Below are 25,170 nucleotides of genomic sequence, written 5' to 3' on the forward strand. Positions count from 1 at the left end.
CAGCCTAGGCCGCCTGCGGCAGCGCCGACCCCAGCTTTTCCAGCAAATGATCGCACTGGAAGACGGACAGGGTCTGGCGCTGCGCATCCGTGCCGATATCGATCATTTCATCCATTTCGCTGCGCAAGTCGTCATGCTCTCCCGTGCGGATGATTTGCGGTGCCGCAAAGCGCTGGCTGTCGGAAATCGTCATGATGTTATCGACATGGTCGACGAGAAAACCGTAGCGCTCGTCACCCCGTTCCACGATCAGAATCTTGCCCGCGCTGGCGTCCGGCAAGGCCGGCATCGCATACAGCTGGCGCAAGTCGATGATGCTGATCATTTGCTGGCGTAAATTCAGCATGCCGCGCATGCAGGCCGGCATGCCCGGCGGCGTGGTGATGGCGCCGCTGAAATCGATGATTTCGCGCACTTGCCCGATTTCCACGGCGAAGCGGGTTTCCACCGTAAACGTGATGTAGACGCGGCGTTGCGCCTTGCGCGTGGCGGCGGTGGCCGTTTCCGGGTCGCTGGGGTACAGGCGCGCGTGGCCGTCGCGCATCTCGACGATCTCCGCCTGCGACAGGATTTCCTTGTGATCCAGGAAAATGATGTCGCCCAGGCCTTCCTTCGTGATGCAGCCGGCAAACATGGCGGCGCGCGCCTTGCTCAGCAGGGGAATCGGCAGCACTTCGTCGCCAAAGAAATGCACGATGCTGTCGACGGAGTCGACGAGGAAGCCCACGGTCGTGTCCTCCAGGCGCACGACGATGATGCGCTGGTCGCCGGTGGCTGCCTTGCCGGGCTCGCCCGCCTGCAGCAGGGCGCCGAAATCGACTACGGCCACCTGGCTGCCGCGAAAATGCATGCGTCCCAGGCACAATTCGCTGTTCAGCAGGGAACTGTGCAGTTCCGGCACCCGGATGATTTCCTGGATGGCCAGCATTTCGAAGGCAAACGTGGCGCCCGCCGCATGGAAGCTGACGCACTGCCGGCGTTCGCTTTGCGCATGGTAGCGGGACGTGCTGAGCCTGGCGCCCGTGGCCTGCAGGGCCAGCACGTGGGGCACGTTTTCGATGCGCAGCAGGGCGTGCGGGTCGAGTACCTGCAGCAGGCGCGCGCCGCCGTCCTGCAGGATCGTGCCGGCGATGACGGCGTGGCTGTCGCCGGCCGCATAGTGCAGGGCGCTGCGGGCGCTGGCGGGCACGCGCAGGATTTCGCCCGTATCCTGGAAGACGATGCCGATCAGTACTTGCTGGAAATCGAGGATGGCGATCTTGTCCGTGGCCACGGCGCGCGGCGCGTCGGCGCGGAACAAGCGGCCCAGGTTGACCACCGGAATGACGCTGCCGCGCAAGGTGAACATGCCTTCCAGGTAGGCGGGCGACAGGGGCAGGGCGGTGACTTTGGCGGGGTAATTGACGACCTCGCGGATGCAGCTGGCGGGCAGGGCGAATTCATCGTCGCCCAGGTGGAAGGAACCGAACAGTTCGGTGGCCGTGTCGCTGGCGCCCTGCGCTTGCAAGCCCGTTGCTTCATGCATATCCATATGCGCCTTCCTTGCGTGGAATCAATTCGGGTTGCGCCACCACATCGGTGACGGCATAGCTGTGCCGGGCGCAATCGATCAGCAACTGGCGCCCGTGGCGGCCGCCCAGCGCGCAAAAACTGACGTGCAAGCCGCACTGGTCCAGGTATTTTTGCGCCGCTTCCGCGTTTTGCCGGCCCACTTGCAAGCGCCCGTTGCGCGGGCCAAACATGCTGGCGCCGCCCGCCAGCACCACTTCGATATCGGCGTAATCGGCCTGGCGCACGCCCATCAGGCGCAGCAGCGAGGGCACGGCCTGGCTGACATAGCGTGCATTCGGAGCGCCAGGGGCGCCGGCGGTACCGGGCGCTTCCGGCAGCAGGCAGTGGGCCAGGCCGCAGCAGGGGCCATTCTTCCAGATGAAGCCGATGCCGATGCAGGAGCCGAGCAAGGCTTGCAGCTGCTCGCCCTGCGTGCCCACGCTGAGTTGCCCCATGCCAACATGTTGCAGCGGCAAGTTTTGCTCGATGATGATGCTCATGCGGTACCCGCCTTATAAATCATGGGAAACTCGAATTGATAGCCGGTGCCGAGGCGGGCGATGGTTTCCGACTCGCCCAGGATCAGCCGGCCCTCGTCCTTCAGGCTCAGGCGCGCCTGGCGCAGCACGGTTTCCTGGTGCTCGGCGTCGAAATAGATCAGCACGTTGCGCAGGAAGACCAGGTCGAAGCGCTGGGCCGGGCGCAGCGCTTCCAGCAGATTGTGCTGGGCAAAGCTGACGTGCTGGCGCAGTTCCTCGTTGACCTTGACGCCATACGGCGCGGGCGTGAAATATTTGCGCAGCAAGTCCGGGTGCGACAGGCGGATGCGCTCGACGGAGCGGCCGCTGTACTGGCCGGCCCGCGCCGCGCCCAGGATCTGCTGCGAAATGTCGCTGGCCAGGATCTGGTAGCGGAAGGCGGGCGCCTGCAGCTTGAATTGCTCGCACAGCATGGCGATCGAATACAGTTCCTCGCCGCTGGCGGCGGCCGCCGACCAGATGGCGAGGCAGCCGCCCGGATGCGCGCGGGCCCAGGCGGGCAGGTAGCGGTCGCGGAAGTAATCCCAGATGGACGGCGTGCGGAAGAACAGGGTGTCGTTGGTGGTCACCAGGTCGATGAAATGGGCTACCTCGTCGCGGTCGCTGGCCACGCGGTCCAGGTAAGCCTGGTAGCTGTGCAGGGACAGCGCCTGCAGCCGTGGCTGCAAGCGCCGTTCCAGCAAGACGCTCTTGCGTGCCGTCATGGCGATGCCCGTATGCTGGCGCACCAGCGCGATCAGGGTCGTCAGCACCTCGGGCGTCAAGGTGGCCGCGTGGCTCATGGCCTACACCACGAAGCCGGAGACAGTCTGGTTCAGGCTGCCCGCGCGCTCGTTCAAGCCATCCGTCGAGCGGGCGATGCTGTCGCAGTTGGCGGCCGACTTTTCCGTTTCCTCGGCAATGTACTGGATCGCCGTGGACACTTCGCGCGCCGTCAGCAGCTGCTCGTTGGCCGCCTTCGAGATATCCGAGATGGCCAGGGTGGTCTTCGCCACGCCCGAGACGATCTTGTCGAAGGCGTCGCTGGCCTGGCGGGAGATTTCGCTGCCCGTCGAGACGCGCTTGACGGATTCGTTGATCAGCTTGGAAATTTCCTTGGTCGCCTGCGAAGAGCGCTCGGCCAGCTTGCGCACCTCGTCGGCAACGACGGAAAAGCCCAGCCCGTGCTCGCCCGCGCGGGCCGCCTCGATGGCCGCATTGAAGGCCAGCATGTTCGTCTGGTTGGCGATTTCGCTGATCACCTTGACGATTTCGCCGATGTCTTCCGACGAGCGGTTGATCAAGTCCATCGCTTCGATCGACTTGGCGACGGCGCGCGCGCCCGCTTCCGCTTCCTGCTGCGTGGCTTTCGCCAGGTAATCGGCGTTCGAGGTGTTTTCCGCGATGGAATTGATGGAAAAGGTCAGGCCGTCGATGGAGGCGTTCATTTCTTCCACCGTGGCGCCCAGCGCCTGCGTGCCCACGGCCACGCCCGTGGCCCGTTCGGCGATCGCGTGCGAGGCGTCGGCAAAGCCGTTCGCCGCCGACACCACGTTGCCGATCACGCCGCGCAAGTCGATGATCATCTTGCTGATGCCGCCGGCCAGCAGGTCGATCGGCTCGTCGCCCTCGGGCACGATATTGCAGGTCAGGTCGCCTTGCGCCGCGCGCGCCACCGATTCGAGCAGGGCATTGACCTTGCGGCTGTCGTTGGCGGCCTTGGACTGGATGCTGTTTTCCAGGTTCACCTGTTCGCTGATGTCGATGGCGAACTTGACCACCTTATACGGCTTGCCGTTGAGGTCCAGGATGGGGTTGTAGGTGGCCTGTATCCACACCACCTTGCCATGGTTGCCCAGGCGCTTGTAGCGGCCCGCGTCGAATTCGCCGCGGTTGAGCTTTTGCCAGAATTTCTTGTACTCGGCGCTGCTCGCATACTCGGGCTCGCAAAACATGCGGTGGTGCTCGCCCTTGATATCGCTCAAGTCATAGTCCATGACGGCGAGGAAATTGTCGTTCGCATCCAGCACATTGCCCTGCATGTCGAATTCGATCACGGCCTGCGCCTTGCCGATGGCGCTGACCTTGCCTTCGTATTCGGCGTTGCGCTTTTTCAGGGCCGTGACGTCGCTGGCGAACTTGACCACCTTGAAGGGCCGGCCTTCCGTATCGAAAATGGGGTTGTACGAGGCATTGAGCCAGATTTCGCGGCCGTCCTTGGTGAGGCGCTTGTATTCGCCCGCGTCGAACTGGCCTTGCCCCAGCTTGTGCCAGAACTGCGCATAGTCGTCGCTGTTGGCGTAATCGGGCAGGCAAAACATGCGGTGATGCTTGCCCTTGATCTCGTCGAGCGTGTAGCCGACGGACTTGAGGAAATTGTCGTTGGCGTCGAGGATGGTGCCGTCGAGCCGGAACTCGATCACGGCCTGGGCCTTGCTGATGGCGTCGATCTTGCCTTCGTAATCGGCGTTGCGGCGCTTGGTGACCGTGATGTCGGTGGCAAACTTGATGACTTTATACGGTTTGCCGTCCGCGTCGAGGATGGGGTTGTAGGATGCGTTGATCCACACTTCGCGCCCATCCTTGGCGCGGCGCTTGTATTCGCCATGGTCGAACTCGCCGCGTCCCAGCTTGGCCCAGAAGTTGCTGTATTCATCCGTCTTGACATATTCGGGGTCGCAGAAGATGGCATGGTGCTTGCCTTGCACTTCCGCCAGGGTATAGCCGACGACGCGCAGGAAATTGTCGTTCGCATGCAGGATGGTGCCGTCGAGTTCGAATTCGATCACGGCCTGGACACGGTTCAATGCAGTATTTATCGCTTGTAAGTCCAGATCCTGGGAGTGGCTGACATGGCTGGCTGCGTCCATAGTATTTCCTTCGGGGTGAGAAGAGGAATGGGAACGATAATGCCGCTGCTATTACTTTTACTGCTATCCATAAAAGGCAGCAATGTTATTGCCGCGGTCGACATCTGGTGATAATCGGTGAGAATGTGCGCGCAGAACGGCCGCCAGTGTTTTTCCTGCGGTATGCCTTATTGTAGATAAATTGTAGAGTATTGATTTGTATCAACAATTTTATTATTCCCCAGCATCTGGCGAAAAACAAGGGGCGGGAATAAATAATGTAAAAACTGTCGCAATTGGCCCATGCCGGCATATAACAAACGCATTTTCTTACATAATAAAACGGCGTTATTATTATTGTGCTTTTATTATTTAAATGAATATTCAAGTGATAGCTTCTACTGGACCTTGCTGCATGCAGCAGAATCTTTCCGCAAATGATGTTGTACCATGGCGTACCATGCTGGCGCCTGCGCGCGCACGACAAAAATAATACGAGCGTTCTTTTATGCGGTATAGTGCAGCTTCATCCCTTGCAACCACCTCATCGCCAAGCAAAAACCTATAGACCAACAAGGAAGAGACATGAGTGCTGAATATCAAGTGAACGGCGCCGTTGCCGTCATTACCCTGGCCAACCCGCCCGTCAACGGCCTGGGCCTGGCGACGCGCACGGCCGCCGTGGCCGGCATCCGCCAGGCGCTGGCGGACGACGCCGTCAAAGCCATCGTCATCACGGGCGCCGGCAAGGCCTTTTCGGGCGGCGCCGATATCAAGGAATTCAATTCGCCCAAGGCGCTCACGGAACCAACGCTGCACACCCTGATCAACGTCGTCGAGCAATCGACCAAGCCCGTCGTGGCAGCCATCCACAGCGTCTGCATGGGCGGCGGCCTGGAGCTGGCGCTGGGCTGCAACTACCGCGTGGCCGCGCCTGGCGCGCAGATGGCCTTGCCTGAAGTCAAACTCGGCATCTTGCCGGGCGCGGGCGGCACGCAGCGCCTGCCGCGCGTGCTGGGCCTGGAAATGGCCCTGAACATGATCGTCTCGGGCACGCCCGTGGCGTCCGAAAAACTGGCCGGCACGGCCCTGTTCGACGAAGTCATCGCGCCCGGCGCGGACTTGCTGGCCGCCGCCGTGGCCTTCGCCACGAAAGTGGGCGACGTGCGCCCGCTGCCGAAAGTGCGCGAGCGCAAGGTCGATTACCCGAACCACGAAGCGTTCCTGCAGTTTTCGCGCAATACCGTGAAAGCCATGTCCGGCCCGTTCCCCGCACCGCTGAAATGCGTCGATGCCGTGGCGGCCGCCGTGACGATGAAATTCGACGAGGGCTTGAAGTACGAGCGCGAACTGTTCATGCAGCTGGTACAGTCGCCGGAATCGAAAGCCCTGCGCCACGCCTTCTTTGCCGAGCGCGTCGCCAGCAAGGTGCCCGACGTGCCGGCCGACACGCCCGTGCGCGCCATCGCCAGCGCGGCGATTGTCGGCGCCGGCACTATGGGCGGCGGCATCGCCATGAATTTCGCCAACGCGGGCATCCCCGTGACCTTGCTGGAAACGAAGCAGGAAGCGCTGGACAAGGGCCTGGCCACCATCCGCAAGAATTATGAAAACACGGTCAAGAAGGGCAAATTGACGCAGGACAAGGCCGAGCAGCGCATCGCGCTCGTTTCCGGCACGTTGGCGTATGCGGATATCGCGCAGGCGGACATCGTCATCGAAGCCGTCCTCGAAGAACTGGGCGTCAAGGAAACCGTGTTCAGGCAGCTCGACGCCGTCATGAAGCCGGGCGCCATCCTCGCCTCGAACACCTCGACCCTGGACCTGGACAAGATCGCCGCGTTCACCCAGCGCCCGCAAGACGTGGTCGGCACGCATTTCTTCAGCCCGGCGAACGTCATGAAACTGCTGGAAATCGTCCGTGGCAAGGAAACGGGCAAGGATGTGCTGGCCACGGCGCTGGCGCTGTCGAAAAAGCTGAAAAAGACGGGCGTCGTTTCCGGCGTGTGCGACGGTTTCATCGGCAACCGCATGATCGAGCAATACAGCCGCCAAGCCGGTTTCCTGCTGGAAGAAGGCTGTCTGCCCGAGCAGGTCGACAAGGCCGTCGAGAAATTCGGCTTTGCCATGGGCCCGTTCCGCATGGGCGACCTGGCCGGCAACGACATCGGCTGGGCCATCCGCAAGCGCCGCTACGTGGAAAAACCGGAAGTGACGTATTCGAAGACGGCCGATCTGCTGTGCGAACTGGGGCGCTATGGCCAGAAGACGGGCGCCGGCTGGTATGACTACAAGCCGGGCGACCGCAAGGCGTACGCCTCGGAACAGGTCAACGCCATGATAGTCCAGCACTCCGCCGACATCGGCGTGGCGCGGCGCAAGATCGGCGACCAGGAAATCGTCGAGCGGCTCGTGTATGCGCTCGTCAACGAAGGCGCGCGCATCCTGGAAGAGGGCATCGCCCTGCGCGCCTCGGACATCGACATGGTGTATCTGACGGGCTACGGTTTCCCGCTGTTCCGCGGCGGCCCCATGTTCTACGCGGACACGGTCGGCTTGCCGAACGTGCTCGACACGATCGCCGGCTATGCGAAAGGCCGCCATGGCGAAGCGTGGACGCCTGCGCCCCTGCTGGTGAAGCTGGCGGGCGAGGGCAAGGGCTTCAATAGTTGATGTTGGGCTGTTGAATGACAAAGGGCAGATTTCTCTGCCCTTTTTTTATTTCTTCTTCGCCACCATCTTGACCGCTTCGTTGACGATGACGGGATTGTCCTTCTGGATGTAGTAGCCGGCGCCCGTGATGCGCTCGATGGCCGGCGCGCCGGACAGGCGCTGCCAATCCTTTTCCTGGGCCCGCACCACGTTTTCAAACGAGCCCATTTCCTCGATGCCGAACTTGTCGCGCACCAGCAGCATGGCGGGCACGCGCAGCGGGCTGCCCATGTCGACGTGCTGCAGACATTGCGTCTGGGCATCAAATTCGGCCGATTCCGTACTGTTGAACATCAGCTTGCGCCGCGTCTTGACGAGCATGGCGTAGGTGGATGCGTCCGTCTGCAGGCGGTTCCATTGCTGCGGGTGCGTGGGATCGAGCAAGACCAGGCCGGCCACGTCCTGCGGGTACAGCTTCGCATACACATACTGGTACAGTCCGCCCAAGCCATGGCCGACCAGCACATACGGCGGTTTCAGGCCCGCTTGCGCCAGCAGGGCGCGCTGCTGGGCGGCGATGGTGCACGGGTCGCGCGGCGTGGTGGTTTTCTTGCTGTCGCCGTAGCCGGGACGGTCGTACACAAGCACGCGGTGCTGCTTTGCCACTTCGGGCGCCACCTTGGCCCACACATCCTTGCCGTCGCCCATGGCCGACTGGAACACGACGGGCACGCCGCCCTGGCCGCTCACGGTGTAGGCGATGCTGGCGTCGGGCAGGGCGGCGGTAGCCGGCACGCCGGGCATGACCGGGGTCGATGGCAACAGGGAGCAGCCGGAAAAACAGCCTGCCAGCAGCAAGCCGGCGCTGGAGAGGAGCATGGTGCGCGCGGGGCGGCCGACGAATAGATGATGCATGAATCTCCTTCTTGGTGCAGGGACCGGGGACCGGTATGGCGTGCCAGCCATTATAGGCAAATCGTCACGAAGTGGAAATGCCGAACAGAGACGGATTTCCCGTCCTGTCAGCCGGCGTCGGCGCGGTGGCAGACGGCTTCGATGCGGTTGCCGTCCGGATCGAACAAAAAGGCCGCGTAATAGCTGGCGTGATAGTGGCGCAAGCCGGGCGCGCCCAGGTCGATGCCGCCCTGCGCCAGCCCCGCGTGCCAGAACGCTTCCACGGCCGCGCGCGAGGGGGCCTTGAAGCAGCAATGGCGGCGCGGCGCGTCGCCGGGCGCGGGGCCCAGGCGGACGGAAAAATAGCTGCGTTCGGGGTGTTCGGCATCGCTGCGCTCGCCATAGCCTATCCACGCATTGGCATGGTCGCTGCCCACCTTGGGCACGCCGAGCGCGGCGAAGATGGCGTCGTAGAAGCGCTCGGCGCGTTCCAGGTCGCTGACGGTGAGGGAAACGTGGTCGAGCATGGTCACTCCGCAGTAAAAACAAGGACGGCCATAGCATAGCCCGGATCAGGGCGGCCGTGGGCGGGAGTGACCGAGTGATACTGCCGGTGGCCGACTGCCGGTTAAGGTCGGCGGACGCACGCACATGGCGCATTGGCCGCGCAGGCGGGGCAGGTCGGCGCCGGGCGCGCCAGCCGGGTGACGATATTGCGGCTGATGACTTGCACGCGGGGCGCGAACAGCATCACGGCGCAGAAGGCCACGGGCCAGGCGGCAAAGAACGCGTGGCGCCAGCGGGGCAGGAAGTCCGCCTGCAGGCCGATATTGAGCCAGGTGACCCAGGCGCTCATCAGCAGGGTCATGACCAGCGACATCAGGAAGGCAAATACGCAACGCAAACGCAGGGCTTCGGACATGGGACACTTTCAAAATGGTAAGGAAAGGGCAGCGTAACAACTTGCAGCAATCTATACTAGAGCCATATTTTTAATTTCAAATTCCGAAAATGCAATCATGCTCGATGATTTAGCCCTGTTTGTTTCCATTGTCGAGGCGGGCAGCCTGCATGCGGCGGCCGTCAAGGAAGACTTGCCCGCCGCCACCGTCACGCGCCGGCTGCAAAAGCTGGAAAGCCAGCTCGGTTACCGCTTGCTCAACCGCAGCGCGCGCCGCTTGCAGCCGACGGCGGAAGGCTGGCAATACTACGAGCAGTGCCGTCCCCTGGTCCATGCCCTGAGGCAAGCCACGCAGCAGCTCGACGCCAGCCTGTCGGCCGTCTCGGGCAGCATCCGCGTGTTGGCGCCCGTCAACTTCGCCAGCGGCTTGCTGACGCCGGCCTGGGTCAGCTTCATGCAGAAGTATCCGGACATCCGCCTGGAGCTGGAACTGTCGAACCTGCTGCAAGACCTGGTGGGCAGCGGCGCCGACCTGGCCATCCGCGTGGGCTCGCTCGACGACTCCTCGCTGATGCAGCGCCGCCTGGGCAGCGCCGCGCTGGTGATGGTGGCCGCGCCCGGCTACCTGGCGCGCGCCGGCGTGCCGCGCGACTTGCAGGAGCTGGAAAAGCACGAGCTGATCGTGGCCGAACCGCTGCGCACCTGGCGCTTGCGGCGGCCCGGCGACGGCGCCGAAATGGTGATCGAACCGCAGGCGCGCCTGCGCGTGAACGAGATGCGCCTGGCCGTGGAGATGGCCGACGCGGGCATCGGCATACTGCTGTGTCCGCTTCTGCAATGCCGCGACGAAGTGGCCAGCGGCAGCCTGGTGCGCGTGCTGCCCGACTGGATGCCGCAGCCGCGCCACGTGTACGCCGTGTGGACGCAGCGGCGCTACCTGCCGGCCCGCGTGCGCGTGCTGCTCGAGCACCTGGCGGCGTTTGCGGCCGGCAATCCGCTGTTGAACGACGGGACTGGCGTCTAGCCCGCCTGTTGCTGCACCAGCCACTGCGTGAATCGGCGCAGCGCCGGCGCAAAGCCGCTGGCCGGCGCGGCGCCGGGCCTGGCCTGGGCAAGGAAATAGGCTGCCTGCGCCTGCATGGCGGGATAGCGGCGTAGCAACAGCGCGGCATGCTCGTCCAGGCTGGCGGGCCAGCCGGGATCGCCATCCTGGCGCAGCAGGTTGCAGGAACGGATCAGCTTGCGCGACGCTTCGCGCTGCAGGCGGGCGATGGCGGCAGGGTCGCGCTCGTCATCGAGGCGCCGCGCATAATCGTCCAGCACGCGGGCAAAGTCGCCATTCACGGCCAGGGCGATGGCGCGCGAGGGAGAGAAGGGCGCAAAGTGCGGCGCCAGGTCCTCGCCCCACAGGCAGCGGCACTGGTGCTTGAGCCAGTAGCCCCAGCTGTACAGGTGCTCCGGCGCCAGCACCTGGGCCCGGTGGCCGATATCGAAATCGATTTTCAGTACTTCCCGGCGGCGTGCCTGCAGGGCCAGGCGCAGCGCTTCCAGCGTTTCCAGTTGCGGCGGCGTGGGCGGCTGGCGCAGCACCAGGGTCAGGTCGAGGTCGGACACGCCCGGCGTGGCATCGCCGCGGGCGATGCTGCCATACAGGTAGATGCCGTCCAGCAAGTTGCCGGCGTGCGCAGCCAGGCTGGCGCAGACGTCTTGCAGCAAGGCGTCGAAATGGTGCTGCAGCGGGCCGCAGGGGGCGGGGGCGATGGTCGGCATGCCTGGGGACGAGTCCGGTGGGAGAAACTTCCACCATAGCATGCAGTGGCGCGCGCGCAGGTAATCCTTTCTAATAAGTAATACCGAGCGCTTGTACTTTTCGCCAGGATCGCGTTAAGATAAAGCTGCCCGCTTATCCAGTGGGCAATCTGGTGTTTTTCGCGCAATCCCGTCCCTATCCATGAGAGTAGCAATGAAATATCTGATCATTCCCTTCTTGCTGGCCATTACTGGCTGTGAAGTACTGTATGACGCAAACCGGGACAAGATCGGCGAGTATTGCAACAGCCTCAATAATTTTGACGACCGCAACGCCTGCCGCAAGCGCAACCAGACCAGCTACCAGGAATACGTGCAGCAGCGCGACCAGCTGAAAAAGAAAAACGACAAGTAAGCCTGCCGCCATAGACGCCACATAAAAAAACGCCGCTGACCAGTCAGCGGCGTTTTGCTTTGCAGACCCCGGTCTTGCGGCCGGGGCTGGCATCCATTTAATCGTCGGCGTAGATATTGTTGTCCTTGGTTTCCTTGACGAACAGGGTGCCGATCACGACAGTCGCCAGGGCGACGACGATCGGATACCACAGGCCATAATAAATGTCGCCCTTGAAGGCCACCAGCGCGAAGGCCGTGGTCGGCAGCAAGCCGCCGAACCAGCCGTTACCGATATGGTAGGGCAGGGACATCGAGGTGTAACGTATGCGCGTCGGGAACATTTCCACCAGCATGGCGGCGATCGGGCCATACACCATGGTCACGTACAGCACCAGGATGAACAGCAGCAAGACGACCATCGGCTTGTTGATCTGGTCCGGATCCGCTTTCGCAGGGTAGCCCGCTTCCTTGATGCCGGCGCCCAGTTCTTTCTTCAGCGCCGCTTCGTGGGCCTTGCTGTCCGCATCGAAGTTCAGGCCGTCCGGCGTCATGACGGCGTTGAACGAGCTAAATTCCTTCGTACCGATGCGCACCTTGGCGATGCTGCCGGCCGGCGCGTCTTCCTTCGTGTAATTCACCGAGCTGTTCGACAGGAAACCCGTGGCGATGTCGCACGACGATGGGAACTTCTTGGTACCCGTCATGTTGAACTGGAAGTGGCAGGAAGCCGGATCGGCGACCACCACCACTGGCGAGTTCTTCAGTGCCGCTTCCAGCTGCGGGTTGGCGAAGTGGGTCAGGCCGTTGAAGATCGGGAAGTAGGTGGCTGCGGCGATCAGGCAGCCGCCGAGGATGATGTACTTGCGGCCGATGCGGTCGGACAGGCTGCCGAAGAACAGGAAGAACGGCGTGGCCAGCAGCAGGGCGACGGCGACGAGCACGTTGGCCGTTGCCAGGTCCACCTTCAGGGTCTGGATCATGAAGAACAGGGCGTAGAACTGGCCCGTGTACCACACGACAGCCTGGCCGGCGGTCAAGCCGATCAGGGCCAGGATGACGATCTTCAGGTTCTTCCACTTGCCGAACGCTTCCGTCAGCGGGGCTTTCGAGGTCTTGCCCTCGGCCTTCATCTTGGCAAACGCCGGCGATTCATTCATGGCCAGACGGATCCATACGGAAATACCCAGCAGGATGACGGAGACGAGGAAGGGAATGCGCCAGCCCCACGCTTCGAAATCCTTCTCGCCGGTCGCCAGGCGGGTGCCCAGGATGACCATCAGCGACAGGAAGAAGCCCAGGGTTGCCGTCGTCTGTATCCACGCCGTGAACGCGCCGCGCTTGCCTTCAGGCGCATGCTCGGCCACGTAGGTGGCTGCGCCGCCGTACTCGCCGCCCAGCGCCAGGCCTTGCAGGATGCGCAGGATGACGAGGATGATCGGTGCGGCGATGCCGATGGACGCATGGCCCGGCAGCAAGCCGACGATGAAGGTGGAGCCGCCCATGATCAGAATGGTGATCAGGAAAGTGTACTTGCGGCCGATCATGTCGCCCAGGCGGCCGAAGACCAGCGCGCCGAACGGACGCACGATGAAGCCGGCGGCAAAGGCCAGCAGCGCGAAGATGAAGGTGGTGGTGGGGTCGCCGATGAAGAATTGCTTGGCGATGATCGATGCCAGCGAACCGTACAGGTAAAAATCGTACCATTCAAAGACGGTGCCCAAGGAGGATGCAAAGATGACCTTGCGTTCCTCTGGCGTAATCGGCGTTCCTTTGGTGGAAATTTTCCGTACGTCGGCAGAGCCGGATGGTGATGCCATGGTTTGTCTCCCTATGTTTTATAGTGAACCATTGCCGCGGTCTTTTTGACCATTCTTGCAACAGCTGGAGGCGAGTGTGTTCTCCGAACCTTACGTCATGCTTGCTTGAAACTTACAGCAAGCTTACAAATTGCCATTCCTTTCAACTTTGCGAACGACCGTACTTAAATGTGCTATTCTGATTCCGCAGATCTATCACCCGACCATATAACATTCCCACAAGGAGACACAGCATGAATGAAGCCGTCATCGTATCGACCGCCCGCACGGGCCTGGCCAAGTCCTGGAAGGGCGCGTTCAACATGACGCATGGCGCCACCCTGGGCGGCCATGTGCTGGCGGCCGCCGTCGAGCGCGCGCGCATCGAGGCGGAGGAAGTGGAAGACGTGCTGGTCGGCTGCGCCTTTCCCGAAGGCGCCACGGGCGGCAACATCGCGCGCCAGGTGGCCTTGCGCGGCGGCTGCCCCGTCACGACGGCCGGCATGACCGTCAACCGTTTTTGTTCCTCGGGCTTGCAGGCCATCGCCCTGGCGGCGCAGCGCATCATCGCCGGCGAAGGCGATATCTATGCGGCGGGCGGCGTGGAATCGATTTCCTGTGTGCAAAACGAGATGAATACGCATATGTACCGCGACGTCTGGCTGCAGCAGCACAAGCCGGAAGTGTATTGGCCCATGCTGCAGACGGCTGAAACCGTGGCCAAGCGCTATCAGATTTCGCGCGAGCGCCAGGATGCCTACGGCGCGCAAAGCCAGCAGCGCGCCGCCGCGGCCCTGGCTGCCGGCCTGTTCGATGCGGAAATCGTGCCGATGACCACCGTCATGGGCGTGGCCGACAAGGCCAGCGGCATGCTGGTGTCGCGCGAAGTGACGATCTCGGCAGACGAAGGCATCCGCGCGGACACGACGTATGACGGCGTGGCGAAGATCCGCCCGGCCATTCCGGGCGGCGTCATCAGCGCCGGCAACGCTAGCCAGTTTTCCGATGGCGCTTCGATGGCCATCGTCATGAATGCGAAAGTGGCCGAAGCGAAAGGTCTGCAGCCGCTGGGCATCTTCCGCGGCTTCGCCGTGGCCGGCTGCGAACCCGATGAAATGGGCATTGGCCCCGTGTTTGCCATCCCGAAACTGCTGAAAAAGGCGGGCTTGACGGTGGCCGACATCGGCCTGTGGGAACTCAATGAAGCGTTCGCCGTGCAAGTGCTGTACTGCGCCGACACCCTGGGCATCCCCATGGACCGCCTGAACGTGAACGGTGGCGCGATCGCCGTCGGCCACCCGTACGGCGTGTCGGGCGCCCGCCTGACGGGCCACGCCTTGATCGAAGGCAAGCGCCGTGGCGTCAAATACGTGGTGGTGACCATGTGCATCGGCGGCGGGCAGGGCGCGGCCGGGTTGTTCGAAGTGCTGTGATATAGGTAAACCCGGTCTGCGGGCGGCTTCCAGGGCCGCCCGTTTGCATTGCGCGCCCTGTTCCTGCAAGACGCGCCGATAGCGGTTACAGTAATGCTTCATTAATAAACAAGCAGCCTGCCGCCATGATCAAGCACATCGTTTTCTGGAAACTCAAAGACCACGCCGAAGGCGCCGACCGCGCCACCAATGCATTGAAACTGAAAGCCCTGCTCGATTCCTGCTCGGACTTGGTGCCGGGCATCTTGAAATTCGAGGCAGCCGTGGCCCAGCCTGGCCTGGAAGCGACCTACGACATCGTGCTGTACAGCGAGTTCGCCAGCCGCGAGGCGCTCGACGCTTACCAGAACCACCCCGAGCACGTGAAAATCAAGCCATTCTTTGGCGCCGTGCGGGAAGCCAGACAGTGCATGGACTATGAAGTGTAAATCCGGGGTCAGTCGCTTCGCGATCGGAATGCGTCCCATTGGGACGTATTCCCCCGCGGGGTCTGACCCCAGCTCTTGCGTTACGGGCTAAATTCTGAACTTCCCCCCACAAACAGGATCCCATATGACCACCTACCAACGCATCGTCCTCGCCTCGCGCCCCGCCTCCAATGAGGAAGTGCAGCCGGCACATTTTCGTCTGGAAACTAAAGACATTCCCGCCATCCAGGATGGCGAATTGCTGGTGCGCAACCAGTACCTGTCGCTCGACCCCTATATGCGCGGGCGCATGAGCGCCAATAAAAGCTATGCGGCGCCGCAGGCGCTCGATGAAACCATGATAGGCGGCACGGTGGGCGTGGTGCTGGAATCGAAGCATCCGAAGTTTGCCGTGGGCGACACCGTCGTGGGCACCCTGGGCTGGACGGAAGTGGCCGTATCGGACGGCACCATGCTGCGCAAGGTCGATACGACGCACATTCCCGCCTCCGCCTACCTGGGCTCCGTCGGCATGCCGGGCATGACGGCGTGGTATGGCTTGAACCAGATCATGGCGCCGAAAGCCGGTGAAACCGTGGTCGTGTCGGCCGCCAGCGGCGCCGTGGGCAGCGTCGTGGGGCAGCTGGCGAAATTGAAAGGCTGCCGCGTGGTCGGCATCGCCGGCGGCGCGGACAAATGTGCGTATGTGGTCAATGAACTGGGTTTCGACGCCTGCGTCGACTACAAGGCGGGCAACTTGGAGGCCGACCTGGCGGCGGCCACGCCGGACGGCATCGACGCCATCTTTGAAAACGTGGGCGGCGCCATCTTCGATGCGGCCCTGGCGCGCACCAACGCGTTTGGCCGGATCGCCGTGTGCGGCTGGATAGCCGGCTACAACGGCGAACCGACGCCGCTCGACAATGCGCGCCTGATCCTCACCAACCGCCTCACCGTGCGCGGCTTCATCGTTTCCGAGCAGCCGGAATTCTGGCCGCAAGGCTTGAGTGAACTGGGCACGCTGGTGGCGACGGGCAAGCTGAAATTCCGCGAATCCGTGGCTGACGGCCTGGCCAGCGCGCCGGAAGCGTTTATCGGCCTGTTGAAAGGCCGCAATTTCGGCAAGCAGTTGGTCAAGCTCAGCTGATCTCTCTGTGAAAAGGCAGGTCGTGCGACAATTGCGGCCTGTCTCTTTCTACATTACACCATGACCAAGCACACCATCCGCCTCGGCGACTGGGCCACCCTGGGCCCTGACGCCACCGCCATCCGTTTTGAAGTTTTCGTCGATGAACAAAAGGTGCCGGCCGAGATCGAACTCGACGACATGGACGCCGTCTGCCTGCACGCCGTCGCCTATGACGATGCCGGCAACGCCATCGGCACGGGCCGCCTATTGCCTGACGGCCACATCGGCCGCATGGCCGTGCGCCAGCCGGGCCGGGGCACGGGCGTGGGCGGCGCCATTTTGACCTTGCTGATGGACAAAGCCCGCGAACGGGGCGACAAGGCGGTGGTGCTGAACGCGCAAACCGTGGCCGCGCCATTCTATGCGCGGCACGGTTTCGTGCAGCAGGGGGAACAATTTGAAGAGGCGGGGATTGCGCATGTGGAAATGCGCCTGCAGTTTGCCTGATTAATCAAGCAGGCCTGGTTCGCACGGCGTCCGCGAATACGGACGCCGCGCGGCTACGCTTAATTCTGCGCGTGCGACTGGCGCCATTTATCCAGAATCACGGCCAGCACGATCACGACGCCCTTGGCTACATACTGCCAGAACGACGACAGTCCCAAAATCGTCAAGCCATTGTTCATCACGCCGATGATCAGGGCGCCGATGACGGTGCCCCAGACGGAACCCACGCCGCCCATCAGGCTGGTGCCGCCCAGCACGACGGCCGCGATGGCATCGAGTTCATAACCGGTACCCCAGTTGCCGTTGGCCGCATACAGGCGGCTGGCCGACATGGCGCCGCCCAGGCCCGCGAACAGACCGCTGATCGTGTAGACAAACATCAAGACGAGACCGACTTTGATCCCCGTCAAACGGGCCGCCTGGATATTGCCGCCGACGGCGTAGATATGCAGGCCCAGGGTGGTCTTGCGCAAGATGAACCACGTCAGCACGACGACGGCCGCCGCCAGCCAGATCAGCCAGGGCACGGCCAGGAAGCTGCCGTTGCCCATCCATTCGAAGCTGGGGATTTCCGTGTTCAGCACGCTGGTGCCATCCGCCAGCAGGTAAGCGGCGCCGCGCAGGGCCGTCATGGTGCCGAGGGTCACGACGAAGGGGTTCAGGCCGACGAGGGCCACCAGCACGCCGTTCAGCGCGCCCAGCAGCAGGCCGACGATGAGGAAGGCGGGAATCGAGAAGCCGGCGAACTGGGCCGATAGCGACATCAGCATGCCTGCCACGGCCGAGACGGCCAGCACGGAACCGACGGACAGGTCGATGCCGCTGGTCAAAATGACGAAGGTCATGCCCGACGCCAGCACGATGTTGATCGACACCTGGCGGAAGATGTTCATGGTGTTATTGCTGGTCATGAACGTCGACGTGCCATCGGCCGAGAAATACACGGTCAGGCCATACATGGCCAGGTACAGCACCACCAGCACGGGCAGCATGCCCAGGCGGCGCATCAGGTTCGAGGCATTGAAGGGTTCGCCGGCGCGCGCGGCGCCGCGGGTGGTAGTCGTTGTCATGTTGAATCTCCTGAATGATTATTTTTATGCCGCTTCCAGCTGGGTGGCATAGGCGAGGATGTTTTCCTGCGTAATGTCGTCGCCCGTCACTTCGCCCGTCAGGCGTCCTTCGCACATCACCATCACGCGGTCGCAGATGCCGACCAGCTCGGCCAGTTCGCTGGAAATGCACAGCACGGCCGTGCCCGCATCGGCCAGCTGGTGGATGATCTTGTAGATTTCGCTCTTCGCGCCCACGTCCACACCCCGCGTCGGTTCGTCGAGGATCAGCACTTTCGGCGCGATGGCCAGCCAGCGCGCCAGCAAGACTTTCTGCTGGTTGCCGCCAGACAATCCGCCGACGATGCCGTCCGGCCCCGACACCTTGACGTTCAGGTTGCTGATCGCTTCGCGCGTGAGCTGCGTCAGGGCGCCACGGTTGACGACGCCCGCCGTCGCATGCTTGGACAGGATATTCATCGACATGTTTTCCATGGCCGACAATTGCATGAACAGTCCCAGGCTCTTGCGGTCCTCGGGCAGGTAGCCAATGCCGTGGCGGATGGCCGCCAGCGGGCGCTGGATATGCACTTCCTGGCCGTCGAGCCACACTTGCCCCGATTGTTTCTTGTCCGCGCCAAAGATCAGGCGCGCCAGTTCCGTGCGGCCCGCGCCGACGAGGCCGGCCAGGCCCGTGACTTCGCCCGCATGCAGGGAGAACGAGGCGGGCTTGACCTTGCCGCCGCCCACGTTTTCCACGCGCAAGCGCTCGGCGCCCCGCGTGGTGCGCCGCTGGTGCGAATAAAAGTCGTCGGCGGGGCGGCCCACCATCATTTGCACGACTTTCTTTTGATCCAGCTCATCCTTGCCCAGCTCGCCCACATAGGCGCCATCGCGCAGCACCGTGATGCGGCGCGCCAGGCGTTCCACCTCGGCCATGCGGTGGCTGATGTACAGCACGGCCAGGCCCTTGTCGCGCTGTTCTTCGATGATGCGGAACAATTGTTCTGTTTCCCGGTCGGACAGGGCGGCAGTGGGCTCGTCCATGATCAGGATGCGGCTTTCGTGCACGAGGGCGCGGGCGATTTCCACCTGCTGCTGCTCGGCGATCGACAGGGTGGACACCATGGTGTCCGCGTCGAAGCGGGAACCGAGGTCGGCCAGGATGGCGTTCGTGCGCGCGCGCATTTCGCCGCCCTTGACGGTCCAGAACGGTCCTTGCGGCTCGCTGCCCATGAAGACGTTCTGCGCCACCGTCATGTTCTTGGCCACGCTCAATTCCTGGTAGATCAGGTTGATGCCCAGCGCGCGGGCCTCGCCGGGGTTGCGGATGCGGATCGGCTTGCCGTCGAGAATGATTTCGCCCGCGTCCGGCGTGTACACGCCCGACAGAATCTTCATCAGGGTGCTCTTGCCGGCGCCGTTTTCGCCCATCACGGCATGGATTTCGCCGCTGCGCACCGTCAGGTGCACGCCGCGCAGCGCGCGCGTGGCGCCAAAGCGCTTCTCGATGCCGCGCATTTCAAAAATAATATCGTCGCTCATGACTGTCCTTCCTTGCTTTTGAAACTGCCGCCCGCCACCGGCCGGGGCCGGGACGGGCAACACGTGGTTCAGGTCAGGCAGATCAGTTCTTTACCCAGCCCGTGTAGGTGGCGACGTTTTCCTTGGTGATGGCCGGGGTCGGCAACAGCACCATGGTCTGTTTCGGCGTGCGGCCGTTCATGATGTCGTAGCCCATCTGCACGGCGTCCGTGGCCATGCGGTACGGGTTTTGCGCCGAGGTGGCGGCAAACAGGCCGGCCTTGTTTTTCAGGGCGTTCTGGCCATCGGGCGCGCCATCGACGGCCGTGATCAGTTTCACGTCCGTGCGCTTCGACTGCTTGATCGCCAGTTCGGCGCCGATGCCCGTCGGGTCGTTGATGGCGAACACGCCGTCGATCTTCGGATGGGCCGTCAGCAGGTTCGACATCACGGTCATGCCGCCGTCGCGGCTGCCGCCCGCGTTCTGGTTGTCGGACAGAATCTTGATATCCTTGAACGCGGCCAGGGTCTTCTTGCAGCCATTCACGCGGTCGATCACGGACGTCACGGGCGGGCCGTTCAGGATCACCACATTGCCCTTGCCGCCGATCTGTTTGGCCAGGTAGGCGCACGACACGTCGCCCGCCATGGTGTTGTCGGACATCACGGTGGCCGAAGCGCCCACGGCGCCCACGTCCACGGCGATCACGACCACGCCCGCATTGCGCGCTTTCTTGATGGCTGGCGCGATGCCCTTGGAATCGACGGCGTTCAGGATGATGATGTCGGTCTTGTTGGCGATGAAGTTCTCGATCTGGTCCACCTGGGTGTTCAGGTCATACTTGCTGGAAACAGTCGTGACTTTCACGCCAGGGCCGCCCAGTTTTTTCGCGCTTTCTTCCGCGCCGCGGCCGATGGCGACAAAAAACGGGTTGGCCAGGTCGCCCACGCTCACGCCGATGGATTTCAGCGGTTTGTCGGCGGCGAAGGCGCCGCAGGCGGCGGACAGCAGCAGGGAGGCGGTAATGACTTTTTTCATGAGGATCTCCAAGGGTTTTTATTGTAAAAAACAAACGGTGCTACGGTAAAAACTGGGTGAAAACTTAGCGAGTGCGCAATTTCTCGATCATGGCGTCCAGCTTGCCCGCATCGACGGCGAAGCCGCGGATGCCTTCGGCCAGCTTTTCGGTCGCCATCGCGTCGTCGTTCAGGGCATAGCGGAAAGCGGCTTCGTCGTAGGTGACGGCCGGTTGCGGCGCGCCTAGGTCGCCGCCCAGCGCGCGCTCGAACGGCGCATCCGCCGCTTCCAGCTTGGCCAGCAAGTCCGGGCTGATGGTCAGCAAGTCGCAGCCGGACAGGGCCGTAATCTGGCCCACGTTGCGGAAGCTGGCGCCCATCACTTGGGTGGCGATGCCGTGTTGCTTGTAGTAATTGAAGATGCGCGTGACCGATTGCACGCCCGGATCGTTGGACAGGCTGCGCGCCGCTTCGTCCCATGCCGCACCCTGCGACTTCTTGTGCCAGTCGTAGATGCGGCCCACGAACGGCGAAATCAGGCGCACGTTCGCATCGGCGCAGGCGACGGCCTGGCAAAATGCGAACAGCAAGGTCAGGTTGCAAAAGATGCCGTCTTTTTCCAGCTCGCGCGCGGCCTGGATGCCTTCCCAGGTGGCGGCGACCTTGATCAGCACGCGTTCGCGGGCCACGCCGGCTTGCTCGTACAGGGCGATCAGGCGGCGACCGCGGGCGACGGTGGCGTCGCGGTCAAAGCTCAAGCGGGCATCGACTTCCGTCGACACGCGGCCCGGCACGACTTTCAAAATTTCCAGGCCGAAGCGCACCAGCACCTGGTCGACGATATCGTCCAGGCTGGCGGATTGATGCGCGGCGACCGTGCTTTCCAGCAAGGGCGCGTAATCGGGCTGCAGCACGGCCTTCAAGATCAGCGACGGGTTGGTGGTCGCGTCTTGCGGCGCGAAGCGCGCCAGTTGCAGGAAGTCGCCCGTGTCGGCGACGACGGTGCTGTGTTGCTTCAATTGTTGCAGCTGATTCATTACTATTCCTTATCACTGAGTTGGTGCAAGGCTTGCACGGCGGGAAACAGGCTACGGTAGCGGCCGTAGCGGATGCTCAAGGCTGCGCTGTGCGCGGCATCGGGCAGGAAAGTGTTTTTGATGGGCAAGCCGGTGGACAGCAGCTGGCGCTGGCCGATGGCGGCAAAGCCCAGCTTGGCCGCGCCCAGGCTGGCCGACAGTTCGCTGTTGTGCAGGGTGCGCATTTCGCGTCCCAGCACATTGGCCAGCAATTGCGCCCAGTACTGGCTGCGCGCGCCGCCGCCCACCAGCATGCAGTGGGGCACGACGGCACCCGTCGACGTGACGGCCGCCATGGCGTCGCGCAAGGCAAAGGCCACGCCTTCGAGCACGGCGTAACCGAGCTGCGCCTGCGTGCTGTCGTGGCCCAGTTGCAAAAAGGCGCCGCGCACTTGCGGGTCGTTATGCGGCGTGCGCTCGCCCGACAGGTAGGGCAGGAACAGGGGCGCGGACGGGGCGACGGGGGCGTCGAGCGGCAAACCCGCTTCCACCAGCGCCAGCAGGGCCGCTTCGTCGGGCTGGCCCAGCACGCCGGTGGCCCAGCGCAAACAGCTGGCGCCGGACAAGATCGCGCCCATCGCATACCAGCGGCCGGGCAGGGCGTGGCAAAAGCTGTGCACGCCGCCGGCCGGGTTGCCCAGGGGCGTTTCGGTCACGGACACGATGGCGGCGCTGGTGCCCAGCGAGATAAAACTGTCGCCGCCGTTGACGGCGCCGATGCCCACGGCCGAGACGGGATTGTCGCCGCCGCCGCCCGCCACCACAACGTTGGCGGGCAAGCCCAGCTTGTCGGCGATGGCGTCCGGCACGGTACCGGTGGCGGCGTCGCCTTCGGCCAGGGCCGGCATTTGATCCAGGCGCAAACCGCAGGCCGTGACCATGGGTGCGAACCAGGCGCGTCGGGCCTCGTCCAGCCACAGGGTGCCGGCCGCGTCGGACATGTCCGTGAGTTTGATCCCCGTCAATTGCAGGCGCAGATAGTCTTTCGGCGACAGCAGGCAGGCGATGGCGGCGAAGGCGGCCGGCTCGTGCGTTTGCAGCCACAGCAGTTTCGGTGCCGTCAAGCCCGCCATGGGCAGGCTGCCCGTCACGTCCGCATACGCGGGATAGTCGCGCGCCAGGGCGGCCGCTTCGGCTTCGGCGCGCGCATCGTTCCACAGGATGGCGGGACGGATGACTTCATCGTTGGCGTCGAGCAGCACGGCGCCGTGCATCTGGCCCGACAGGCCGATGCAGGCGATCTGTGCATAGTCCTGCGGCCAGCCGGCGCGCAGCTGGGCCAGCGCCTGGATGCAGGCGGCCCACCAGTCCTGCGGCGCTTGTTCGGACCAGCCTGCTTGCGGGCGGCTGGTGTCGATGCGCACGGATGCCTGGCCGCGCACGCTGCCTGCGCTGTCCATCAGCACGGTTTTCAGTTCGGAGGTACCGAGGTCGATACCGAGGGAAATCGCTGGATGCATGGTGTGTCTATGTGTAAAGGTCAGGGGCAGCCGCAGGAGTTGCGTACGCGCAAGGTTGGCGACAAACGCTGCACGTGCTGGGCGCGGCCCGGATTGGCGATGCGGTCGATCAAGAGGTCGACGGCCATGGCGCCCAGCTCTTCGAGCGGCTGCGCCATCACGGTCAGGCGGGGGCTGAAATAATCGGCCCAGTCGAAATCATCGAAGCCGGCCAGCGCGACGTCTTGAGGTACCGCAATGTGCGCGTCGCGCAAGGCATGCATGGTGCCGATGGTCATCAGGTTATTGCCGGCGACGATGGCCGTGGGACGCTGTGCGGCGGGCAGGGCCAGCAATTCGCGCGTGGCTGCGCCGCTGCGCTCCAGGTTGGAGTCGCCCGAGCGCAGCAGCTCGGGATCAAAGGCGATATCGGCGCGCTGCAAGGCTAGGCGGTAGCCGTCGATGCGCTCGTCCGTCGTGGACAGGCCGGGCGCACCCGCGATGAAGCCGATGCGGCGGTGGCCGTGGACGGTGATCAGGTGGCTGACCAGCTCGGCCGTGGCGTGCGTGTTTTCCACGCCCACCTGGTCGAAGGGCTGGGGCGACATGCGGTCGACCAGCACGGAAGCGATCTTGTTGCTATTTAAATAGTCGAGGGCGCGGTTGTGCGGATCGCCGGACGGCGCCAGCACGATGCCGTCGACGCGGCGCTGGTGCAAGTTCTGCACCACCTTCAACTCCTGTTCGGGGTCGTCATGCGTATCGGAAAACAGCATCATCAAGCCATGGCGCGTGCAAGCCGCCTCGATGGCGCGCACGGTTTCGCTGAAGTAATGATTGGTGAAGGCGGAAATGGCCACGCCGATGGTGCCCGACGAGGAGCCTGCCAGTGCGCGCGCCAGCATGTTCGGCACATAGCCGATCTGCTGCATGGCCGCGTTGACGGCGGCGACGGTTTTCGGGCTGACCTTGCGGGTGCCGTTGACTACGTGAGAGACGGTCGACAGCGATACGTCCGCCGCCCGCGCTACATCTTCCATGGTGGCCATGGTGTCTCCTGAGGTTTTTCTTATTATTGTGTACTGCGATTGGGTACGGCTGTGTCGCCGCGATTGAAGCTATCGTAAACAAAAGAAAGCGCTTGCGCAAGCGCTTTCTTTTTTTGCGCGAACGATATTTTGCCAAGGCAAGCAAGCCGCGCGGGAGGGAATGGATGAGGGAAACGGGGCGGAGCCGGACGGTGCCGGCCCCGCAGCAATTACTGAATCACCAGCTCGTGCAATTCGCCGGGCGAGTCCGGGAACAGTTTCACGACGGTGGACGTGCGCGTGCCGTAGCCCGGCGTTTCGATGCAGACGGCGGACAGCACGCGCTCGAGGTCGAGTGGTACGCCCGTGTCCGGCAAGCGGAAGTCGGGCGCGCGCGTGGTGTCGGCCAGCATGTCGAAATACGCTTCGTCGGGCGCGCCCTGGCACAGCAGGCTGGCGAACTGGGCCTTGGTTTTCAGCACCTTCGGCCACGGCGCGTCGAGCAGGGCGTTCGACAGGCCGTAGATGCCCGGTTCCAAGGGCTGGCCATTGCGCGCATCGCCGTCGCCCCGGTTGGAAAACCAGATCAGGGTATCCGCGTCGCCCAGCACCAGGTTGAAACCGTTGTAGGCTTTGCAGCCGGGACGGATCTGTGCGATGTAGTCTTGTGGCGACATGTCGCCGGCCAGATAGTCTGCCACCAGGGCGCCGCGCGAGGGGGCGTCCGGGTTGCGGTCTTGCGGGCTGCGGATATTCGTGATGGCGGCAAAGCGCGAGCTGCCGCTGCCGGCCTGGGTGATGCCCATCCAGCTGCCGCCCGCCTGCAGGTCGCGACCCGCATACACTTGCGGGTGCTCGGGCCAGGCGCCGGCGGGGGCGCTGGCGCGTTCATAGAATTCGTCGCGGTTGGCGGCGGCAATCAGCGGGATGTGCGGATTGACTTTCCAGGCAAAAACGATCAGGCACATGGGGGCAAATCCATGAACACTTCCGTATGCCGCGCGCCAGCCGTCAGGGACAGCAAGCCCGCTTCCTCTGCCATGCTGGCCAGCAGTTCCGTAAAGCCTTCGCCGACGACGGGGTAGATTTCCATCCACGTCTGCAAGCCGTCCTTGGCTTCCGGACGGCGCTTCAGTTGCGGCGCCACGCCGGAAGCGGCCGCCAGCTTGCCTTGCAGGGCGCGGACCCGCGCTTCCAGCGCCTGGGCGTGCTCTTCTTTTACCTGATAGTAAACGTACAGATCTTTCATGGCATT

General features: G+C 63.4%; 24 protein-coding genes. 7 read left to right on the forward strand and 17 right to left on the reverse strand.

The genetic code is table 11. The features are described from left to right. Nucleotides 1-4: 4 nt before the first annotated feature. From CLU94_RS26595 to CLU94_RS26610, 4 genes are read right to left on the reverse strand one after another with little or no spacing between them, the layout of a single operon-like run. Nucleotides 5-1,531 carry a chemotaxis protein CheW gene (locus CLU94_RS26595; protein ID WP_257219017.1) on the reverse strand — a complete coding sequence of 509 codons (1,527 nt, stop codon included), beginning with the start codon at nucleotides 1,529-1,531 and terminating at the stop codon, nucleotides 5-7. Beyond that, nucleotides 1,518-2,051 (reverse strand): chemotaxis protein CheD, encoded by a 534-nt coding sequence (locus CLU94_RS26600; protein ID WP_099667881.1) that lies wholly within the window; start codon nucleotides 2,049-2,051, stop codon nucleotides 1,518-1,520. The genes CLU94_RS26595 and CLU94_RS26600 overlap by 14 nt, the downstream gene beginning before the upstream one ends. After that, a complete protein-coding gene (locus CLU94_RS26605; protein ID WP_099667882.1) occupies nucleotides 2,048-2,872 on the reverse strand; it encodes a CheR family methyltransferase in 825 nt (274 codons plus the stop codon). The genes CLU94_RS26600 and CLU94_RS26605 overlap by 4 nt, the downstream gene beginning before the upstream one ends. A 3-nt stretch (nucleotides 2,873-2,875) precedes the next feature. Then, entirely contained in the window at nucleotides 2,876-4,876 is a 2,001-nt protein-coding gene (locus CLU94_RS26610; protein ID WP_257219018.1) for a methyl-accepting chemotaxis protein, read from the reverse strand. Nucleotides 4,877-5,503: 627 nt separating this feature from the next. Here CLU94_RS26610 and CLU94_RS26615 point away from each other — a divergent pair. After that, complete coding sequence (locus CLU94_RS26615) at nucleotides 5,504-7,591, forward strand: 3-hydroxyacyl-CoA dehydrogenase NAD-binding domain-containing protein (protein ID WP_099667884.1); 2,088 nt, start codon at nucleotides 5,504-5,506, stop codon at nucleotides 7,589-7,591. Between the two features lie 45 nt (nucleotides 7,592-7,636). On the opposite strand, the gene CLU94_RS26620 is transcribed toward CLU94_RS26615, so the two are convergent. The 3 genes from CLU94_RS26620 to CLU94_RS26630 all read right to left on the reverse strand — a co-directional run bounded on the left by CLU94_RS26620 (nucleotide 7,637) and on the right by CLU94_RS26630 (nucleotide 9,386). After that, a complete protein-coding gene (locus CLU94_RS26620) occupies nucleotides 7,637-8,485 on the reverse strand; it encodes an alpha/beta fold hydrolase (RefSeq protein WP_180278786.1) in 849 nt (282 codons plus the stop codon). Between the two features lie 107 nt (nucleotides 8,486-8,592). Then, nucleotides 8,593-8,991 (reverse strand): VOC family protein, encoded by a 399-nt coding sequence (locus tag CLU94_RS26625; protein WP_099667886.1) that lies wholly within the window; start codon nucleotides 8,989-8,991, stop codon nucleotides 8,593-8,595. A 101-nt stretch (nucleotides 8,992-9,092) separates the two neighbouring features. Continuing rightward, nucleotides 9,093-9,386: a DUF2798 domain-containing protein gene (locus CLU94_RS26630; protein ID WP_099667887.1), complete on the reverse strand. Its 294-nt coding sequence runs from the start codon at nucleotides 9,384-9,386 to the stop codon at nucleotides 9,093-9,095. A 97-nt stretch (nucleotides 9,387-9,483) separates the two neighbouring features. Here CLU94_RS26630 and CLU94_RS26635 point away from each other — a divergent pair, with 97 nt between their 5' ends. Further along, complete coding sequence (locus CLU94_RS26635; protein WP_099667888.1) at nucleotides 9,484-10,389, forward strand: LysR family transcriptional regulator; 906 nt, start codon at nucleotides 9,484-9,486, stop codon at nucleotides 10,387-10,389. Here the strand turns inward: CLU94_RS26635 and CLU94_RS26640 are convergent. Then, entirely contained in the window at nucleotides 10,386-11,135 is a 750-nt protein-coding gene (locus CLU94_RS26640) for a nucleotidyltransferase domain-containing protein (RefSeq protein WP_099667889.1), read from the reverse strand. The two genes, CLU94_RS26635 and CLU94_RS26640, sit on opposite strands and share 4 nt — an antisense overlap. 193 nt (nucleotides 11,136-11,328) lie before the next feature. Here CLU94_RS26640 and CLU94_RS26645 point away from each other — a divergent pair, with 193 nt between their 5' ends. After that, entirely contained in the window at nucleotides 11,329-11,529 is a 201-nt protein-coding gene (locus CLU94_RS26645; RefSeq protein ID WP_077404762.1) for a hypothetical protein, read from the forward strand. A gap of 97 nt (nucleotides 11,530-11,626) precedes the next feature. On the opposite strand, the gene CLU94_RS26650 is transcribed toward CLU94_RS26645, so the two are convergent. Beyond that, on the reverse strand, nucleotides 11,627-13,327 hold the full coding sequence (locus CLU94_RS26650; protein ID WP_099667890.1) for an MFS transporter: 1,701 nt from the start codon (nucleotides 13,325-13,327) through the stop codon (nucleotides 11,627-11,629). Between the two features lie 233 nt (nucleotides 13,328-13,560). Here CLU94_RS26650 and CLU94_RS26655 point away from each other — a divergent pair, with 233 nt between their 5' ends. From CLU94_RS26655 to CLU94_RS26670, 4 genes are all read left to right on the forward strand, one after another. Further along, nucleotides 13,561-14,739 (forward strand): acetyl-CoA C-acyltransferase, encoded by a 1,179-nt coding sequence (locus CLU94_RS26655; protein ID WP_099667891.1) that lies wholly within the window; start codon nucleotides 13,561-13,563, stop codon nucleotides 14,737-14,739. Nucleotides 14,740-14,864: 125 nt separating this feature from the next. Continuing rightward, complete coding sequence (locus CLU94_RS26660; RefSeq protein ID WP_070288489.1) at nucleotides 14,865-15,167, forward strand: Dabb family protein; 303 nt, start codon at nucleotides 14,865-14,867, stop codon at nucleotides 15,165-15,167. Nucleotides 15,168-15,291: 124 nt separating this feature from the next. Then, nucleotides 15,292-16,293 carry an NADP-dependent oxidoreductase gene (locus tag CLU94_RS26665; protein ID WP_099667892.1) on the forward strand — a complete coding sequence of 334 codons (1,002 nt, stop codon included), beginning with the start codon at nucleotides 15,292-15,294 and terminating at the stop codon, nucleotides 16,291-16,293. Nucleotides 16,294-16,353: 60 nt separating this feature from the next. Further along, nucleotides 16,354-16,782, forward strand: coding sequence for a GNAT family N-acetyltransferase (locus tag CLU94_RS26670; protein WP_099667893.1), 429 nt, complete (start codon nucleotides 16,354-16,356; stop codon nucleotides 16,780-16,782). 59 nt (nucleotides 16,783-16,841) lie between these two features. Here the strand turns inward: CLU94_RS26670 and CLU94_RS26675 are convergent, their stop codons facing one another. From CLU94_RS26675 to CLU94_RS26710, 8 genes are all read right to left on the reverse strand, one after another. Next, the gene (locus CLU94_RS26675; protein ID WP_099667894.1) at nucleotides 16,842-17,852 is read right to left on the reverse strand and encodes an ABC transporter permease subunit; all 1,011 of its coding nucleotides are present in this window, start codon (nucleotides 17,850-17,852) and stop codon (nucleotides 16,842-16,844) included. Between the two features lie 24 nt (nucleotides 17,853-17,876). Further along, on the reverse strand, nucleotides 17,877-19,376 hold the full coding sequence (locus CLU94_RS26680; RefSeq protein ID WP_099667895.1) for a sugar ABC transporter ATP-binding protein: 1,500 nt from the start codon (nucleotides 19,374-19,376) through the stop codon (nucleotides 17,877-17,879). 82 nt (nucleotides 19,377-19,458) lie between these two features. Continuing rightward, nucleotides 19,459-20,394 carry an ABC transporter substrate-binding protein gene (locus CLU94_RS26685; RefSeq protein ID WP_077404737.1) on the reverse strand — a complete coding sequence of 312 codons (936 nt, stop codon included), beginning with the start codon at nucleotides 20,392-20,394 and terminating at the stop codon, nucleotides 19,459-19,461. Between the two features lie 64 nt (nucleotides 20,395-20,458). Continuing rightward, entirely contained in the window at nucleotides 20,459-21,409 is a 951-nt protein-coding gene (gene tal / locus CLU94_RS26690; protein WP_099667896.1) for a transaldolase, read from the reverse strand. Between the two features lie 2 nt (nucleotides 21,410-21,411). Beyond that, nucleotides 21,412-22,896: a xylulokinase gene (gene xylB / locus CLU94_RS26695; protein WP_218965369.1), complete on the reverse strand. Its 1,485-nt coding sequence runs from the start codon at nucleotides 22,894-22,896 to the stop codon at nucleotides 21,412-21,414. A 32-nt stretch (nucleotides 22,897-22,928) separates the two neighbouring features. After that, nucleotides 22,929-23,936 carry a LacI family DNA-binding transcriptional regulator gene (locus tag CLU94_RS26700; RefSeq protein WP_099667898.1) on the reverse strand — a complete coding sequence of 336 codons (1,008 nt, stop codon included), beginning with the start codon at nucleotides 23,934-23,936 and terminating at the stop codon, nucleotides 22,929-22,931. Between the two features lie 209 nt (nucleotides 23,937-24,145). Continuing rightward, entirely contained in the window at nucleotides 24,146-24,883 is a 738-nt protein-coding gene (locus CLU94_RS26705) for an NRDE family protein (protein ID WP_077404719.1), read from the reverse strand. Then, a complete protein-coding gene (locus CLU94_RS26710; RefSeq protein ID WP_099667899.1) occupies nucleotides 24,874-25,164 on the reverse strand; it encodes a DUF4936 family protein in 291 nt (96 codons plus the stop codon). Before CLU94_RS26710 ends, CLU94_RS26705 begins: the two co-directional genes overlap by 10 nt. Nucleotides 25,165-25,170: the final 6 nt, after the last annotated feature.

The organism is Janthinobacterium sp. 13 (assembly GCF_002749695.1).
In the GTDB taxonomy this organism is placed as follows: domain Bacteria; phylum Pseudomonadota; class Gammaproteobacteria; order Burkholderiales; family Burkholderiaceae_D; genus Janthinobacterium; species Janthinobacterium kumbetense.